The following is a 16,604-nucleotide window of genomic DNA, read 5'->3' as shown; positions in this document are numbered from 1 at the left end:
GGGTGAGCAATGCACTACAAAAGCTACCGCACACCGCCTTAATCACCAAACCCACCGCATGCTAAAAATGCCACGCGTTGCGAATCCCTCTTAAGCAGTTTGTTAGTCGCGAGGCACCGAGCGACAATTTTAAGCCGAACCAAACTTTGCAAACAACAAACTTTATGTGCTTTGATGCATTTAAATCAGGCGTAGTCTCAAAGCGACTACTCAATGAAACCACTTGGAACAAACAACGCCGTAGAAAACGGACTGACAACACAAAAAACGCTTTTGGAAAACCAATCTCACAGTGCGGACTTTCAACAAAGTCACTGAAACCACGTGGAACTTACAGCACCAGAGAAAACGCCCTTTCAGCAAGTAAATAAGCTTTTAAACCAACAGACTCACCGAGCAGATTTGCAACCAAAAACAGATTTTCGATTGCCCCGCGCTATCACCAACAAAGAACAAAACAACCGCTTGGAAAATAGCAATGCATTGATTTAGAGCCGATGAAACAGAGCTTTGACCGTCGAAGATGGAACTATGAATCAAACAACCAGTAGCCAAGTTTTGAGCGTAGAAACATGATTTTGACTGCTAGCTTTTTCTGGCGACTAACGCCCTGTTAAGGTGTGAGCAACGCAATACCGAAGCTCCCGCATACCACCTTACACATTAAACGCAACGCATAGTAAAAATGCCACGCGTTGCGAATCACTCTTAAACAGATTGTTATGTTACGTCATACTCTGTTATTTATAACGTGATTATCGAAATAAAATTGATGAATATGTAATTGGAGTATGAAATCTTTTCCATTTGTATTTAAGCATGTCATCTATTGCTCGAGCATTGGTTTTATTTGCATTGCAGCCAAGCTTTATCTCTTCAATAACATGACCATAATCTAAATTATTATTAATCGGAACATCTACGCAAGATGAAATACCATAGCCATTTGTGTAGTAGCTAAAAATATCTTTTAAGCATAACCCATCATCTTTAAATTCACTCTCTCCTGGCATACTTAACAAGCTTCGGTCCGCATAAATAACATTCCTGAATTCATTTTCGACCTTATAAGATTCTTCTTTTATAATTGCATATATTCTTTTTAAAATAACCTCTAAAGTAAAAGAACATTCTGTTGTTCGTTTTAATCGCTCAGGAGTTATAGGTCTGCCTTCTAACTGATCTTTAATGTTTTTTGTTACTAACACTTCACCATGAAAATCAAAATAGTCATCTAAACCATATTTTTCCCATGCATCATCGAGCTCTTTATATAAAGTATTTTTACTTTCACACTCATTAACAACTAGTTTTCCAGTATTCGTTGACAATGACAAGTAATGACATTTTTCTAATTCATCACTTCGATATGGTATTCGCAACCCTTCCTTGCAAGCTTGCCCCATTGAGCTCTCAAGATAATGGTTAACATATTTGTTTAAAGAGTCTGTATTAATTGATAATTGAACACCGTTTCCATTATCTGCATAAACTCGCCATTGATTCAAATCTTCAGGTACACTACTCATACAAAATATATAAGAATCAACATTAGAGCTCGGGTTTGTTAAACCTTCAATTGTTCTTCTGTCGAAGTGATTCGTATTATACTTATCTTGTAAATAGCAAATTAAAAATGATTTCCCCATTTCCAATTCATTTGGATCGTTCATCATATTTACATTACCAAATCGTAAGGTTTGGTAGTTCAAAATATTAAAAAGACCATTTAAATTAGTATAATGATATTTAATTGACATCTTATTTCTCTTAACACCTAAGTAAAATCAGTAACATAACGCCCTGCTAAGGGGTGAGCAACGCAATACCGAAGCCTCTGCACACCGCCTTAATCACTAAATTCAACGCATAGTGAAAATGCCACGCGTTGCGAATCCCTCTTGAGCAGTTTGTTAGTTTGCAAACCCAAAGCGTTGATTTTACGTTATTTTAAACTTTGCAAACAATAAACTTTATGTGCTTTGATGCATTTAAGTCAGGCGTAGTCTCAAAGCGGCTACTCAATGAAACCACGTGGAACGAACAACGCCGTAGAAAACGGACTAACAACACCAAAAAGTGCTTTTGGAAAACAAATCTCACAATGCGGACTTTCAACAAAGTCACTGAAACCACGTAAATTTTCCACACCAGAGAAAACGTCATTTCAGCGAGTAAATCGGCTTTTGTACCAACAAACTCAACGAGCAGAGTTTCAGAAAAAAAGTTCAACTCAGTTAACCCAAAAGTCGCCGCACCAAAGAACAAATCAACCGTTGAAACGATGCCAATTTTGGATTTTCACCACACTAATTAACACTGAAATTGAACGCCGATACGACAATTTCGACTTTGAGCTTTTACCACTAGATCTTGCGATATAGCTGCGTTTTTCCTCTTGCAAACTAACGCCTTGTTAAGGTGTGAGGCACGCAATACCGAAGCCTCCGCATACCACCTTAACCATTAAAACCAACGCATAGTAAAAATGCCACGCGTGCCGAATCACTCTTGAACAATTTGTTATAAGGCGGGCTCAAGGACAATATCCTGACCATCAACTTCAATTAGCCCGAAGTCACCTTCTAACGCAAGGGAGCCTTGTAAATAAGAGACTCCTTCAACTTCACCTAATGTTGGAATATCACTTAAAGTCGTCTTTCTAGCAGATAGCTGCATTCCCTTAAAACGAACAGTTATCGCTTTACCTTGCTTATTACTGACAAAGAGTTTGACCTTCTGATCGGACTCTAAAAGGAATAGCATTTCAATATAGGTATCATCAAAACTTTGATTAAGCGAGAGTAACTCTGAATCAATTAGACAATTTAGTTCCATATTTCTCCAAGCCTTATAACGCCGCATTAAGGGGTGAACAACGCAAACCACCCAACCTAAACCATTGTGCCGTAAACACTAAAGCTAGTTCAAACCAAAACTGCCTAGCGTTGTGAATCCCTCTTGAATGCTTTGTTAGTTGCCAAACCTAAAGCTTTGATTTGATGTTAATTTCCGCTTTTCCAACACTACTTTTAGTGTTTTAAGAAACTCAAATCAGGCGCAGTTTCCAAGCGCCTGTCACTGAAACCACTTGGAACATACAACGCCGTAGAAAACGAGCAAACAACACCAAAAAGCGCCTTTGGACAAACAGTGTTACAGAGCTAACTTTCAACATATAAAGCGGTTTCTGAAATAGAGGATACAACCACAAAAGAAACCAACGCACGATTTTACAAACCCAAATAACTAGAAATTGAAATACGAAAACCGAGCCAAAAACACACGGACCTTAGCCCTAAATGCTCCGCTTTAGCTGCGTTTTTCGCCTTGGCAACTAACGCCGCGTTAAGGGGTGCCGGCACGCAATACAAAAACGACCGCAAAGCACCATAAACACTGAACCTAACGCATACTAAAAATGCCACGCGTGCCAAATCCCTCTTAAACGCTTTGTTATACGTTGGGCAGTTCCCTAAAACTAAGGCCTTTTATTTCACTTGACGATAGAACTGACTTGGATTCTGGGAAATACACGCGCCTAGCTCCAGTGCCTAAAATAGCCTCGCGGAAAGCCCTAATTTCCACATTTGTATAACCACCTTCTGATGCTTCAAGCAACTGAACTATGGCTATTGGTGAAAGCGAAAAAAGTGTTTTAGGTAAGAGCTCAGCCGATATATCTTTAAGGCACCTTTCAATCTCAAAAAAATCACCCATTAAAGTTCTAGAATGAGCTAAAGCTGAACAAGTTTTATTTACAACTTTACCACTTTCCACATGCGTGGCTTGGACTTCGCCCTTCTTAAATCGATAGTAAATATGTGTACTTTTAAACACCGTTTCTCCTTAAACGTATAACGCCCAATTAAGGTGTGAAGCACGCATCCACCACACTCAACTTGAACATCTTAATCACTGAACTTAACCCAAACCGAAAATGCCAAACGTGCTGAATCACTCTTAAATTGTTTGTTATGAGTAAATTGGCATCGGTCTTTTTTGCAGTACGCCTCCTAACCGACTTTGAACACGAGCTTTCAAATTAATATCATTACCACACTCATCCATAAAATCAGACATTGCATTAATTACATCATTCACGAAAGCTCGAGTACCAATGACTACCATCCTATTTTCAACCGTTGGCTCAAAGTAATGTTGTCCACCATCACAATACGCGAACATTGGAATATCCGAATTTTCCTCATGTAATAACGCTTCTGATGAATGTGCATGTAGAAATGCACATCTTGCAGCATAAACATGCCTGCCTACATATTGATATGGTTGATCTTCATGTGCTTTTAAGTAGCGATCAACCCAGTCACAAAAATATTTTCTACTACCTCTTGCAACATTTAGTGGGCGAGACAAACTACTTAAAGTATCGATATAAACAAAGTACAATGTAATTGATGCGTTTATTAACCCTAAGTCATCACATTTTCTTAATTCAACAGCCATTTGAACTAATGTTGACCAATCATTACTTTCCTTTAATGGCACAATGTCTCCTTTACTCATAACGCCCAATTAAGGTGTGAGGCACGCAATACCGAAGCTACCGCATACCACCTTAATCACTAAAACCAACGCATAGCGAAAATGCCATGCGTGCTGAATCACTCTTAAATTGTTTGTTAGCCCTTTACAACAAAGGAAACCATGGGCTTATATCCTTTAAGCGATGTCCTTTATAGTGTTTAGAGTTAGCGATTGCATGATAAGACCTAGTTAAACTCACTATTGCTGGAATAATGAGCAAACAGAATAGCCACTGAATTGGATCAGCATCGCCTAGTACAATTGCCAATAAATTAGCAGAGCACAATACCAAAAGGACCCAATTACATCTAATCATTACTCTCTTGAATCTGCAGTATCCTTCCCAATCAAAAATAACCCAGTCATTTGAGAACTCTCCACATTGAGAACACTTTTGGCTAAGAGGAATCGACTCAGACTCTGCATTGCAGTTAGGGCAACGTCCTTTCATGACTACATGTACCTTTTCGTGAGGGCTAACGCCGCGTTAAGGGGCAGCAACGCGCTACCACCAAAATTAAATTTACCATCCTAGACACCGATGCCAAGATTTAAGCCAAAGTCGCCACGCGTTGACTGTCCCTCTTGAACGCTTTGTTAGTTGCGTTGCTATATATATACTTAGCCCCTATTTAGCAGAGCAATCGCGACCAAACACAGCAGTATGCTCAGAAACCCAATATAGTTTACTTTAACGCGCTCTGAGTCTGTTACCGATGAGGAAGGAAAACTTCCTAATGTAAAAGTTTTAGCGACAACCCAACCAACGGAATAACCCATAAGTTCCACTAACTTCAACTGAGCAATTACTTTTAGTACAGAACCCACTGCTCTAAAAAACGCTGATACTAATTCTTCCATTTTTAATACCACTCAGACTTTATTTATACTCGAAAGCAAACTAACGCCCAATTAAGTAGCCCGAAACGCACTGGCTCACTTTCCGCATTGCTTGGCAACACCGAACACGACGCAAACCAAAATCGCCGAGCGTTGAGGGTCTGCTTGAATTGTTTGTTATGCGAATTCACCTACCAAGCCAAGTTGGGCACTGAAAGATTACCTTAGACACGAAAAACCACAAACAAACCAAGCACTTTTTGTGATTCACTGAACAACCGAAGTCACTATGTTACAGCTTCACTTCCGACAAGTGACTAATGGTGAATTCCAGCGCATGACTCAGCTTTTGCTTCGAGAAACTCAACGCTGCGGACGACCAGCGAAGAAGAACTGCCGATAAACTTGCCCTTGCCACACTTTGCGCCAGCCAACCTCGCCACAAACCAACTCTGAAAACCAATGAGGCAACCCGCGAACTTTGGCATGTTTTACGGCGCGAGTGATTCAAGAATTTAGGCCGACAATGCTAAATTGCCGACACCGAGAACCGATTGCCAAAGAGAGCGAAAAAGAGAGAGATAGAAGATTTTTTGCTTAGTCGCATAACGCCCTGTTAAGGGGTGAGCAACGCAATACCGATGCCGCTGCATACCACCTTAAACACTAAAACCAACGCATAGTAAAAATGCCACGCGTTGCGAATCACTCTTAAACAGTTTGTTAGCAGTTTTTTCCACACCAAATTACGCTTTTATTGCATATACCGTTATGTGGTTTGAAGTTTCACGTTCATAGACACTGACATGAAGCACTTGAAACCCAGCTTGCTCAAGTTCAACGACTAGACCACTTTGAGAGGCAACATGACGATATGGACTGTTATCCCTATAAATTTCAAAGCTATTTTCATCTTTAGAACACAAGCTACTGACGAAAAATACCCCATTTTCAGATAGTGAACGATAAACATTACCCAAGAATATGGCTCGATCTGCGCCAATAATGCAATGTAAGCAATTACCGTCTATCACAACATCATAACGTTCTGGAAGTTCAAGAGACTCTACTGTTAGGTCAGCTGTATAATAATCCCCCTCAATTGCTGTTGCTCTAGCTTTTTCCTTTGCCCATGCAATTGCGGTTGGCGAGATATCTATACCTGTTACCGCAAAACCCAACTTCTGGAAAGCTCGGCAATGATGCCCTTCACCGCACCCTAATTCGAGGAGTTTACCTTGCTTGGGTCGTTCACATAGCTCTAGAAAACGATCCACTAAAACTGCTTTAGACATTCGCTCATTGCCACCCCAACCTTCCCAGCCAGTTTGGCGAGCTTCAACATACATGTCTTCATGAACTTGATAATTTGGTTTCATACTCATCCTTGACTGCTAACGCCGCGTTAAGTAGTGAGCGACGCTACCACCTAACTTAAACCATTGCACCGTAAACACAAAACCCGATTTGAACCAAAACTGCCAAGCGTTGCGAATCTGCCTTAAACGCTTTGTTAGCTTAAGATTACTCGCGTCTTCGCCACCCTATCATGCAGTGCTCGTTTCTGTTTACCGAAAATCATTATAAGGTTGATTAGGTTTAATATCCCACCAACTAGTGGGATGTAAGCAATAAACACCATAAATGCATAGCGTTTAAACACAAGGTCTTGAACCTTGGCTTGGCTTCCATCCATGTTCACGACCTTAATTTTCATGGCTTTTTTACCTACAGCTTGACCAGATTGTCCCAACAGTTTCCAGTTAACTGCGCAGTAAAGACTAAAACCCAATAGTGCCATCACTACCTGATAGCTAAACGAAGGCTCTACCGGAGGGTCTTGTGCAAGACCGTCAAAGCCACCTGTAAAATACGCTAAAGGTAGCATAATAATGCCTAGTACAACTGAATCAATTATTGCCGCCCCAACTCTAGACCAACGTGAAGCAAGTAAGTATGGGTTATCTTGTATTTCTTCCATGCTTATCTCCTTTGTGATGAATTCCATTCGTAAGCTAACGCCTTGTTAAGGGGTGAGCAACGCAATACCAAAGCCGCCGCATACCACCTTAAACACTAAAACTAACGCATAGTAAAAATGCCACGCGTTGCGAATCCCTCTTAAACAATTTGTTATGTGGTTTTCCCACGTAGTCCTATTAAGTTTCCAAATGGGTCCTCAACTTGGCACATTGAAAGCCTATCTTCAATTTCCATTGGTCCACGATAAAGGTACGCACCGAGTTCTTCAAAATGAGCCAAGGCAACACATAAGTTATCTACTGACCAGTAAACAACTGTGCCACTTTTACCAGCACCAACCTTTTTGTCTGCTTGGACTATTTCTAGTGAGAAACCATTTATATCAAGCGCTGTGAAGTCAAAGTCAGGATGATAAACCGGAACGGCTTCTGGAAAAGCTCTCTTGTACCATTCAAGACCTTTCGCTACATCTGGGACATGAACAAGAACCGCTGATGGATTCATAATTTTTCTCCAACCACATAACGCCGCGTTAAGGGGTGAACAACGCGATACCACCTAACTTAAACCATTGTGCCATAAACACAAAAGCTCAACTTTGAACCAAAACTGCCAAGCGTTGAGAATCCCTCTTAAGAATTCCCAGACACTAATCACCATGACTCACCACCTCTCAAAAAACAACCTAACCGTTTGATTTAAAATAACATAACACTCTTTCACAGTCACCTTTTCTCACTACATCTCACAGCTCTAGCACCCCCTTGCGTACCCCAAAATCGATTGATAATTTGAAGGGGAACAAATAGATAAACAGGAGGGTAGCAGCATGGCTATCAATAAATTAACAAATACACAAATCAAGAATGCAGCGAAAAGTGACAAAGAATATTCACTATCAGATGGTGGAAACCTCTACCTAAGAATACGTAAAAACGGCTCTAAGAACTGGTTATTTATCTACACAGACTTTAGCACTAAAAAGCGTAAAAAAATGGGGCTTGGCTCATACCCTAATATGACGCTGGACGAAGTACGCAAGGTCGCTAAAGAGCTTCGTAAGCAAATGACGAACGGTATTGACCCAAAACTGTTTCGTGAAAAGCAGAAGTTAGACCATTTGGTTGAAAGCCAACAGACCTTTAAAGCGGTCGCAGAAAAGATGCTTCTGAAAGAAGAAATTCAAGAGACAACTAACCGAGAAAAGCTGATTGTCGAAGAACGTGAGAGAGCTAGAATTAACGGCACGGTATTCGGGCAAGATGAAATCGACCGCATCACCAACAAAGTACGCTCGTCACATCGCAAGCGTCTTTTCTTAAAACGTAACCTATATCCTAAACTAGGCAACCTCCCTATGGCCTATATCACCGCCGCTGGAGTCATTTCGGTCATCGAACCTATGCAAGCTAAAGGACAATTAGAAAATGTTAAGCGTGCATGCTGCATTGCCAATCAAGTGATGAAATTCGCGGTAAACTCAAACATCATTAAATCTAATTGCTTAGCCTATATTAAAGACAACTTTGCCAAATCGAAAGTCACTCACATGCTCAAAGTACCGCCAAACGAACTTGGTGAAGTGATGGCTATCATGTCAAACAACCAAATGAAACCCGTCACCCGTTGCGCGTTCGAAATGCAAATGCACACGATGACTCGCGCAGATGAACTCGCTGCCATGCGCTGGTGTGATATCAACATTAAGAATAAACTTTGGACAATCCCAGCTTTCTACACTAAAAGCAAACGTGAGCATTTGGTGCCGCTGAATGACTACACGTTAGGGATATTAGAGTTCATTCGACCAATATCAGGAGAGCACGTCCACGTATTTCCATCTGACAAGCCGAATACCAAATTCCCGCACATAAGTCCTTACGCCGTGAATTCATCACTCAACCTCACTAGTTTAAAAGGAAGGCTCGTCAGTCATGGGTTTAGGGGCATTGCTAGCACGTATCTCAATGAACACAAACAGTTCCGTGAAGATGCAATTGAAATGTGTCTTGCTCATTTAGATAAGAACACCACTCGAGCTTCATACAACAGTGCGTTGTATCTCGATGAACGATACGAAATTCTTCAATTCTGGAGCGATTATATTGTGGAATCGACAGGCAACTACTATTCGATTGCAGGACAATATCAAGCGGAGAATAAACAGAGCGCATAACCAGCGCTTCAGCATGCATTACCACTGAGCCTGAATGGCTTGACACCACTTAACTCACCGTCACTTATGACACCCTCAACCAGTTTAGGGTGCAGCTTTCTGCATCCTAAATTCAGCCAAGAAGGAATCACGCCTATGCCAAATTCGAACTTACATCAAACTCACTTAAGCCAATTTGAGGTAAAACCCATCAGCGAACATCCTCGCTTTAGTGAAATGCAAGCACTGCGCCGCTTACGTCGAAAAGGACGCCTTGCCCTGCCCCGTCAAAACGGAAACATCGGAGTAAAACAACACCGTCAGCTTCGCGCCCATCATATTTCCACCAATCAGCATGGCATTTATCAAGTCAAAATCACACCGCCGATTTCATTAAAAATATCAGGCCATATTAAGCCCCACTATTTTGTAGCACTGAAAACAGACGAACCGAAACATGCAATAAGCAGAGCGAAAGCAGTGCGCTTACAAGCTAAGTTCTTTTTCCAAAACAACCCCCATGCCCTTCCCGACTCTCTGTCATTGAGTCAGCAATTATTAGTGCAAATACACTTAGTGGCTAAGCATTTTCCTGTGGTTCGTGCTTACAAACACAAACCGACAAAAGGCGACTTCCCAACCTTGCCCCCTCTAGACTTGAGCTATTCAGAAGAGGAACTTCGTTTTCCATACTTCAACTGGTTAAGTGAATTGATGGCAGAGCGTGAGCATTCAGGAATGTCTCAATTCAGACTCAATCAGATTGCAGACTACCTTCATCATTTTTTACGCTTCGTTGACGACAACCACTCCAGCAGCAATGAAAGATTATACATACAGACACAAGACATTCGTCAATATCGTGAGTCACTCCGCCAATCTAACGTATGCCACAAAGAGCAAAAACAGCGTATTGATGCAGTACACTTTTACTTTCGCTGGCTGACCTATCGAGGCTATTGCACTACCCCAAGACTGACACGTCCCCTTTTCTCTTAATTAGGAGTTTAACCATGATGATGACTAACCCGATACGCCTCAGCGTCATTTCTGCACTCGATGAAGGCCTAGCTTACTCCCATTCAGACTACTTTGCGCCGCTTCTGATGCAAGGTATCAGTGCGGTAGACATCGGTCTCATTGAACTAGTCACCACGATATTACGCACTGAACCATATCTCAATGAAACTGACCTGCTCGATCGTGGAGTGAGTCCAAGGCAGATTAAACGTGTGTTGGGTGGTTTTGACAACTTCAAGCAACTGTTGAAGATTGATGATTATTGTTTTAGTGATTTACTACGAGATAACAATTGGGATATTAGCCACGGCATTACGCTCTCGTACTTCCAATACCAGAAATTTTATCAAGATATACGCAGAGACTACATTCAAGGCCATATTGCTGACATGCATCCAAACTTATCGGTATTACTCAATGATGATTACTCAATTCACTCCGTTCCTATCACCCGAAGCCATTATGCCACTGTTCCCGCTACAGACGCCGAAGCAGCAGCGGTGAGTTTTGCTTTACTGTTCAGAGATTACGAATTCATTGAGTATGACGAACCGAAATCGCTCCTGACTTTACAAGCGCATCGCCGAGATAAAGCTGCCGTCATAGAGGTACGTTGCCTCGCTTCGAAATTTTGTCAAAACACGGCAGCAGGGATTTGTGTCGTGGATGACGCTCAAGCCATGACTAAGCTCAGAAATCAGAAGAAGATTCTTGATTTTAAAACCTTGATTGAGAGAAACACGCGTAACACCAGAATACCAACTTAGACACCTTGAACATCTCAAACATGGCATTAGAACTAGAGATACAGCTTTCTTTTAAGAAAGCTGTTTTACTCTCTTTTGGACATTTGTGAGTTGAACGAAGCCGCCCCGCGGCAGAAATGAATAAGCACCAACAATCATACTCTTTAGTAACACCATCATGTCGGTGGTGTGTTACTGGAGAGAAAACACTATGACCCCGTCTGAAAAGGAGCGCTTTGACGCCTTATATCAACAACACCTTACCCAACTCAAGCTTCAAGGTAAGCGAGCAAAAACCATCTCTGCATACTCTCTGGCTGTGCGACGTATCACCGAGAACTTTGATCGGTATCCTGATACCCTGACCATTGAAGGCCTGCAACGATATTTCAGTCAACTGATTGGGCAGGTCTCCTGGAGCACGATTAAACTTGACCGCTGTGGGCTTCAATTCTTATACAAACATACGCTCAACAAACAGTGGGAATGGATCGGCATTTCAAGCCTCCGAAAGTCAAACGTCTTCCGAATATCATTTCTCCTGAGCAAGCCGCTCAGATTATTAACACCACCCGTGAACCCCGTTACCGAGTGTTATTCTTACTTTATACACGATGGGGCTTCGGATTAATGAGGCTCTCAATCTCACATCGCTGATATCGACAATCATAATATGCAAGTCCATATTCGCTATGGAAAAGGCGGCAAAGATCGATTGGTCCCACTCCCTCACAGAACGCTTCATACTTTACGCCGATACTGGTGTTCCCACCGACATCCCCAACTGTTATTCCTAAGCAAAGGTAAGTGTTGCGATGTCGCTTTTAATGATCAAGGAGCACAAAAAGCGCTTAAACAGGTTGTATAGGATGTGGTATTCATAAGCGAATTACACCTCACTCACTTCGACATTGCTTTGCAACCCACCTCTTAGAGCAAGGGCTTGACCTGCGTTCACTGCAAATACTTCTCGGTCATGCGAGTTGAAATACAACGGCTCGTTATACTCAACTCACACAACTCAAGTTACATGATGCTAATCAAGCCCTCAATCAACTGGCTGACCGCCTGCATCTCGACTGGAAGTTGACCGTGTGAGCACTTTTATCGACCTGTTACGCCAACATCGTCACGAGCTTGAACAAGACTATGGGCATCACTTTAACAGCGATATCAAACGATCCATCTCTGCCATGCTACGGTGTAAAACAGAGAAACAAGGACTTTCGCAGTGGTATTGCTCCCACTGCCACCATGACGACCGTCTCACTCTCTCGTGTGGAAATCGTCACAGTCCTCAATGTCAGCATCGTACAACATCCGACTGGCTTGAAAGACAGAAAAGTAAGCCGCTTCCAGTTCATTACTACATGGTAACCTTCACATTACCTTATGAACTGAGAAGCTTAGCTCGATCTGCTCCCCGAGCGCTTTATCAAGCCATGTTCCGTGTGGCTTCATCTACGTTAAAAGACTTTGCTCACAGGCAAAACCAAGGTGAGTTGGGATTTACCATCGTCCTTCATACACACAGCCGAAAGCGAGAGCTACATCCTCACTTAGTACGGCAGAACTCTATGGGCGGTGTTCGTGAGCTTATGAGTAATGTTTTGAGTGAATACCTCTTCTTTCGTCCTAATAACCAATCGAGTTGAGTTTATTCTGAAAGTCCAGCACTTGTTGCAAATCTTGCTGAGTTTGATTTTCTTCTGCTGTAATTTTTGCGATTTCATCATCAAGTGCGCGAATCTGAGCATTGAGGATTTCGGTAATCACCCGCTCAGAAGTATTGCCATACTCACGTTTAACCACTGAACAGATCTCATCAACTGCCTGATATAAACTAACAGCCGCTTGACGCTCTTGAGCGTTTTGCTGATCTTGCGCCTTGCCTTCGCTATACACATCCCATAACGCGGTAAGTAGCTGAACAGCGATTGCACCTTTTCCTGCCCATTTACCCAACGTTTTCTCCCATCGTCCTTTTAAACCCGGGATCTTTAACTTACGACCTTGAAGTAGTAAGCCCTTGATATTGTCAGCGGAGCCCATATTTCCAAGCCCTTTAACCACCTTGTCTAGATACTCAGAATTATTTGAGCTCAAACTTTGTTGTAAGCGGTGAGAAACCTCAACGTTTAGTAGACCCTTAACTTCACCCAAACTATCGTTGATCCACGCTTCTAGCTTGTCTCCAATTGGGTCAATTAAACGCTGCAACTGGCTATCAAGTTGCGCTTGATCTTGTGTACTCTGTATACAGCCACTGATATCAGACTTCATCAACATCAGTTCATGACTGATCATATTTCTTGCTTCTATTACTAACGAGCGTTGGCGACTTACAAGCATTTGCTTATCTTCTCGGCAACGCATCAATATCTCGTTATGTTCTGAGGTGTCTGTCGTGGACAGTTGGTTTACCGCTGGCTGGTACCAAAGTTCATTAACTGCACTCTGAATTGCTGACAGTTGATTGTCTTGGTTGTCTGTTGATTTTAACCAGTCATTAAACACCTCAATGAACTCACTGTAACCAGAGCGTTCAAGCAACTGAGGGTGATTATCTTTTAAACGTCCCGTCAATGCCGTTTTCGCATTCATTGGTAACACTTTAATATGCTGAATGCTTTCATTACTCACGCCATATTCAGAAGCTTTATGACAAAGAATCTGAAGGATCTTCTGATAAGCTGTTGCTTTATCTGAATCGTTCGTAAGCTGATGGTTAAGTACAATGAAAATTTTCTTATTCAGCTTAATCATTTCAAATAATCGATGATAAAGATCCTTTGAATCTTGGTCCCCTTCTCGGATGACAAACAACATCACTTGAGTACGTTTAATCTGCTCAATTGTAGTCTGTTCATGCTCAATGGGAGCGTTGACTCCTGGAGTATCTAACAGTCGATACCCGTTCCAATCATAGTAATCAACCGTGTCGGTGGTCGGAATGTCATTTACGGTTGCTTTCTCTTGACCAATAAGCGCATTGATCAATGTACTTTTGCCTGCGTTATACGCACCATAAAGCATGACTTGCAGAGTGTTATCATCTAGCTTTTCTTTTAACTCGGCATAAACACGTTCAATCTGATTATTCGGATGATAGGCGCCAACTAAACACTTTGATTCATCAAGGTTCTGAGTAATTTCAATAAATGGATTTCTCATAATTTATACCTTCAATGCTTGAGTTTTTGAAGCACAGTTTTCAATCGCAATTACTATGGAATCAGCGTATTGCTGTAAGGGCATGAAAGATGTTTGCACATCACTAAAGACGTGTTCTACCAATTGTGGCAATTGCTGACGTACTGCTGCTGATGTGGTTAGGATGACTTGATCTGGCGAGACCCCAACCGCTTCTTTGTGAGTGGAGATTTCGACAAAGATTCGTTCACCGAGTTTATTGCCGCCAAAAGAGCCAATCGCACCACCAATCAAAGCACCAATAGGTCCACCCACCGCAAACCCAGCAGCTGCCCCGCCTAATCCACCAGCACTCGAAGCGATACTCGACGCTCGCCTACCCGTGACCTGTTTAACGTCAATAGTGATATCATCAAAATCACCTAAACTGCCACTCGACAGGTCGCCTGAAACACGCTGAATATTGTTAACGTAGCCAGATAGCTCCTGCGTCAACGTATTGCTGATTTGCTCTTCAATTAATTGGTTTAGCTCACGACTTATCGCTTCTTTATCGCGGTTGTTCATGTGCTTATCGACGATTAAGGGTACTTCACACAGTACGTTATCAAGAATCTGGCTCGACATCACATTTTGCTTTTGGCGTAAGTTATACGTTGTTTTTGTTAGTAGTTGCTGCAACTCTCGCACTTGCGGTAAAACATTTTCATTCAATGAATGCAGTACTTCACCATCCAAGAAGTTAATCATTTGGCGCTTAGCTTTAACCACCTTATATTGGTTAGCTTCGTTCACTATTACTACCAGGCGTTCAAACAGCGTTTGCAAGCCAGCCTCTTGTAATGCGTTCTCAGAGGTCGCTGTAAGTGTTTTGTACGCATGAACCGATACGGATACCGCTTCTTTCAAATCATCAACACCGCCTAATGCCGTGACTCGGCTATGCACATCTTCTTGCTGCAATTGGCGAACTTGGGCTGATTTATTTTCCACTTTTTGGATAAGGTCTTGCGCCTCATCACACCAATCCTCTACCAATACGTCACTTTTCGTGATGACGGGTTGTAATGGTTTTTTCTTTTCAAGCTCAAGCTTGAGATCTTGCAATTCTTGTACTTGCCCTGGAGAACTTGATGGCGTAAGCCATAAAATAGCGTCTGCGCTGTCGGTATAGAGACGAGTGAGATCACCGTTTTCATCCACTATCGAGTGAAGCCCCGGTGAATCTAATAGCACCAAGTTTGAGCCCAGCTCTACACCTTGGATCTGAGCGGTAGTCTCGGTGACACCTTCGGCAAACGCACCCTCAAAATATTTAACTTTGCCGTCTTTAAAGCAAAAACGCTTAATCTGTTCAGGAGCAAATAGATTCGTTAAGTAATTACAAAACGAGCTTTTACCTGCATTCACTTTGCCAAATACAAGTAAAATAACACGATCAGCAAACTGCTCGCTGAGCGCTCGCATTGGTGACGCCTCTTCTAATTTTGCATCCCAACTTAGCACCCCTTGATAGATGGAAGCCTTTAGTTGTGTCGCCAATTTAAACAATGGATGCTGCTCATTGATCCGCTTGCTACTAAACTGAGCTGCTTGGGTAAGCTCTACAACCAAAGCGGATTTTATTGCAACTAAATCCTGCTCTTTATCCGATATGTATTTGAAGTCTGACTTAAATTTTTCTAACGCAGTAAGAAATGGGTTGCTATTGGTCATTTTTCCATTCTCTTACAAATTGATTAAATCGTTTTCAAGCTGCTTCATTTCTTCTAGCTGCTTACTAATTTGTTCGATTTGTCGTGCCTGTTTAGTCGATTTTTTGCTTTCTTGAAATGCTTGAATTGCCGTAACTTCAAGATTGCTATTTTTTGATGCCGCGACTAATGAATCTGCTGAAATCGACAAGCTATATTTATTAATAAAACGATTGGCGTGCGCTCGATTTTGTTCTGTAATTTTCCGCTCTTTTGCTTCTCGTTCGGCTTGTGCTATTTTTGCTTTTCGTTCAGATTCTGCTCTTTCTCTCTCTCGCTCTAATTCTCGTGAGCCCGAGCTAGCACTCGAACTTGAATCATCATCAGATAATGCGGCACCGACAACACCAACGACACCTACCACTGCAGCGCCAATTAACCAAGGAATAGCCATAATTAACTCCT

14 protein-coding genes and 2 pseudogenes are annotated in these 16,604 nt (G+C 41.9%); 5 read left to right on the top strand and 11 right to left on the bottom strand.

All coding sequences use genetic code 11. The features are described 5' to 3' along the window. Positions 1 to 755: 755 nt before the first annotated feature. The 8 genes from ACF8EG_RS11290 to ACF8EG_RS11255 form a co-directional block, all read right to left on the bottom strand. Positions 756 to 1,760, bottom strand: a complete 1,005-nt coding sequence (locus ACF8EG_RS11290; protein WP_069504757.1) for a DUF2971 domain-containing protein — start codon at positions 1,758 to 1,760, stop codon at positions 756 to 758. A 763-nt stretch (positions 1,761 to 2,523) separates the two neighbouring features. Continuing rightward, the gene (locus tag ACF8EG_RS11285) at positions 2,524 to 2,838 is read right to left on the bottom strand and encodes a hypothetical protein (RefSeq protein ID WP_069504755.1); all 315 of its coding nucleotides are present in this window, start codon (positions 2,836 to 2,838) and stop codon (positions 2,524 to 2,526) included. Between the two features lie 618 nt (positions 2,839 to 3,456). Further along, positions 3,457 to 3,840 (bottom strand): hypothetical protein, encoded by a 384-nt coding sequence (locus ACF8EG_RS11280; protein ID WP_069504754.1) that lies wholly within the window; start codon positions 3,838 to 3,840, stop codon positions 3,457 to 3,459. 135 nt (positions 3,841 to 3,975) lie between these two features. Then, positions 3,976 to 4,509: a hypothetical protein gene (locus ACF8EG_RS11275; RefSeq protein ID WP_079858810.1), complete on the bottom strand. Its 534-nt coding sequence runs from the start codon at positions 4,507 to 4,509 to the stop codon at positions 3,976 to 3,978. Between the two features lie 660 nt (positions 4,510 to 5,169). Next, on the bottom strand, positions 5,170 to 5,409 hold the full coding sequence (locus ACF8EG_RS11270; protein WP_069506705.1) for a hypothetical protein: 240 nt from the start codon (positions 5,407 to 5,409) through the stop codon (positions 5,170 to 5,172). A 725-nt stretch (positions 5,410 to 6,134) separates the two neighbouring features. After that, the gene (locus tag ACF8EG_RS11265) at positions 6,135 to 6,767 is read right to left on the bottom strand and encodes a bifunctional 2-polyprenyl-6-hydroxyphenol methylase/3-demethylubiquinol 3-O-methyltransferase UbiG (RefSeq protein ID WP_242540916.1); all 633 of its coding nucleotides are present in this window, start codon (positions 6,765 to 6,767) and stop codon (positions 6,135 to 6,137) included. A gap of 134 nt (positions 6,768 to 6,901) precedes the next feature. Beyond that, positions 6,902 to 7,369, bottom strand: coding sequence for an RDD family protein (locus ACF8EG_RS11260; protein ID WP_069506699.1), 468 nt, complete (start codon positions 7,367 to 7,369; stop codon positions 6,902 to 6,904). Between the two features lie 152 nt (positions 7,370 to 7,521). Then, positions 7,522 to 7,875, bottom strand: a complete 354-nt coding sequence (locus ACF8EG_RS11255) for a glyoxalase/bleomycin resistance/dioxygenase family protein (RefSeq protein ID WP_069506698.1) — start codon at positions 7,873 to 7,875, stop codon at positions 7,522 to 7,524. 325 nt (positions 7,876 to 8,200) lie between these two features. On the opposite strand from ACF8EG_RS11255, the gene ACF8EG_RS11250 reads away from it, so the two are divergent. The 5 genes and pseudogenes from ACF8EG_RS11250 to ACF8EG_RS11230 all read left to right on the top strand — a co-directional run. Further along, entirely contained in the window at positions 8,201 to 9,547 is a 1,347-nt protein-coding gene (locus ACF8EG_RS11250; RefSeq protein ID WP_069501029.1) for an integrase arm-type DNA-binding domain-containing protein, read from the top strand. A 135-nt stretch (positions 9,548 to 9,682) separates the two neighbouring features. Continuing rightward, the gene (locus tag ACF8EG_RS11245; RefSeq protein WP_069501030.1) at positions 9,683 to 10,525 is read left to right on the top strand and encodes a hypothetical protein; all 843 of its coding nucleotides are present in this window, start codon (positions 9,683 to 9,685) and stop codon (positions 10,523 to 10,525) included. 14 nt (positions 10,526 to 10,539) lie between these two features. Further along, positions 10,540 to 11,313: a hypothetical protein gene (locus ACF8EG_RS11240; protein WP_046028459.1), complete on the top strand. Its 774-nt coding sequence runs from the start codon at positions 10,540 to 10,542 to the stop codon at positions 11,311 to 11,313. Between the two features lie 190 nt (positions 11,314 to 11,503). Continuing rightward, positions 11,504 to 12,390 (top strand): annotated as a pseudogene (locus ACF8EG_RS11235) (tyrosine-type recombinase/integrase). Then, positions 12,387 to 12,854 (top strand): annotated as a pseudogene (locus tag ACF8EG_RS11230) (transposase zinc-binding domain-containing protein); the annotation flags it as partial. The pseudogenes ACF8EG_RS11235 and ACF8EG_RS11230, both read left to right, overlap by 4 nt. Before the next feature lie 73 nt (positions 12,855 to 12,927). Here the strand turns inward: ACF8EG_RS11230 and ACF8EG_RS11225 are convergent. Genes ACF8EG_RS11225 through ACF8EG_RS11215 form a run of 3 tightly spaced genes read right to left on the bottom strand, consistent with a single transcriptional unit; the run spans position 12,928 to position 16,593 of the window. Next, positions 12,928 to 14,466: a GTPase gene (locus tag ACF8EG_RS11225; protein ID WP_046028461.1), complete on the bottom strand. Its 1,539-nt coding sequence runs from the start codon at positions 14,464 to 14,466 to the stop codon at positions 12,928 to 12,930. Between the two features lie 3 nt (positions 14,467 to 14,469). Continuing rightward, positions 14,470 to 16,161, bottom strand: a complete 1,692-nt coding sequence (locus ACF8EG_RS11220) for a dynamin family protein (RefSeq protein ID WP_069501032.1) — start codon at positions 16,159 to 16,161, stop codon at positions 14,470 to 14,472. 12 nt (positions 16,162 to 16,173) lie between these two features. Beyond that, a complete protein-coding gene (locus ACF8EG_RS11215) occupies positions 16,174 to 16,593 on the bottom strand; it encodes a hypothetical protein (RefSeq protein ID WP_046028465.1) in 420 nt (139 codons plus the stop codon). Positions 16,594 to 16,604 lie beyond the last annotated feature (11 nt).

It is taken from the genome of Vibrio sp. YQ_11 (assembly GCF_043103065.1).
GTDB classification, from domain to species: domain Bacteria; phylum Pseudomonadota; class Gammaproteobacteria; order Enterobacterales; family Vibrionaceae; genus Vibrio; species Vibrio parahaemolyticus.
Note: the sequence above shows the minus strand (reverse complement) of the source record. Positions and strands in the feature narration are given on the sequence as shown.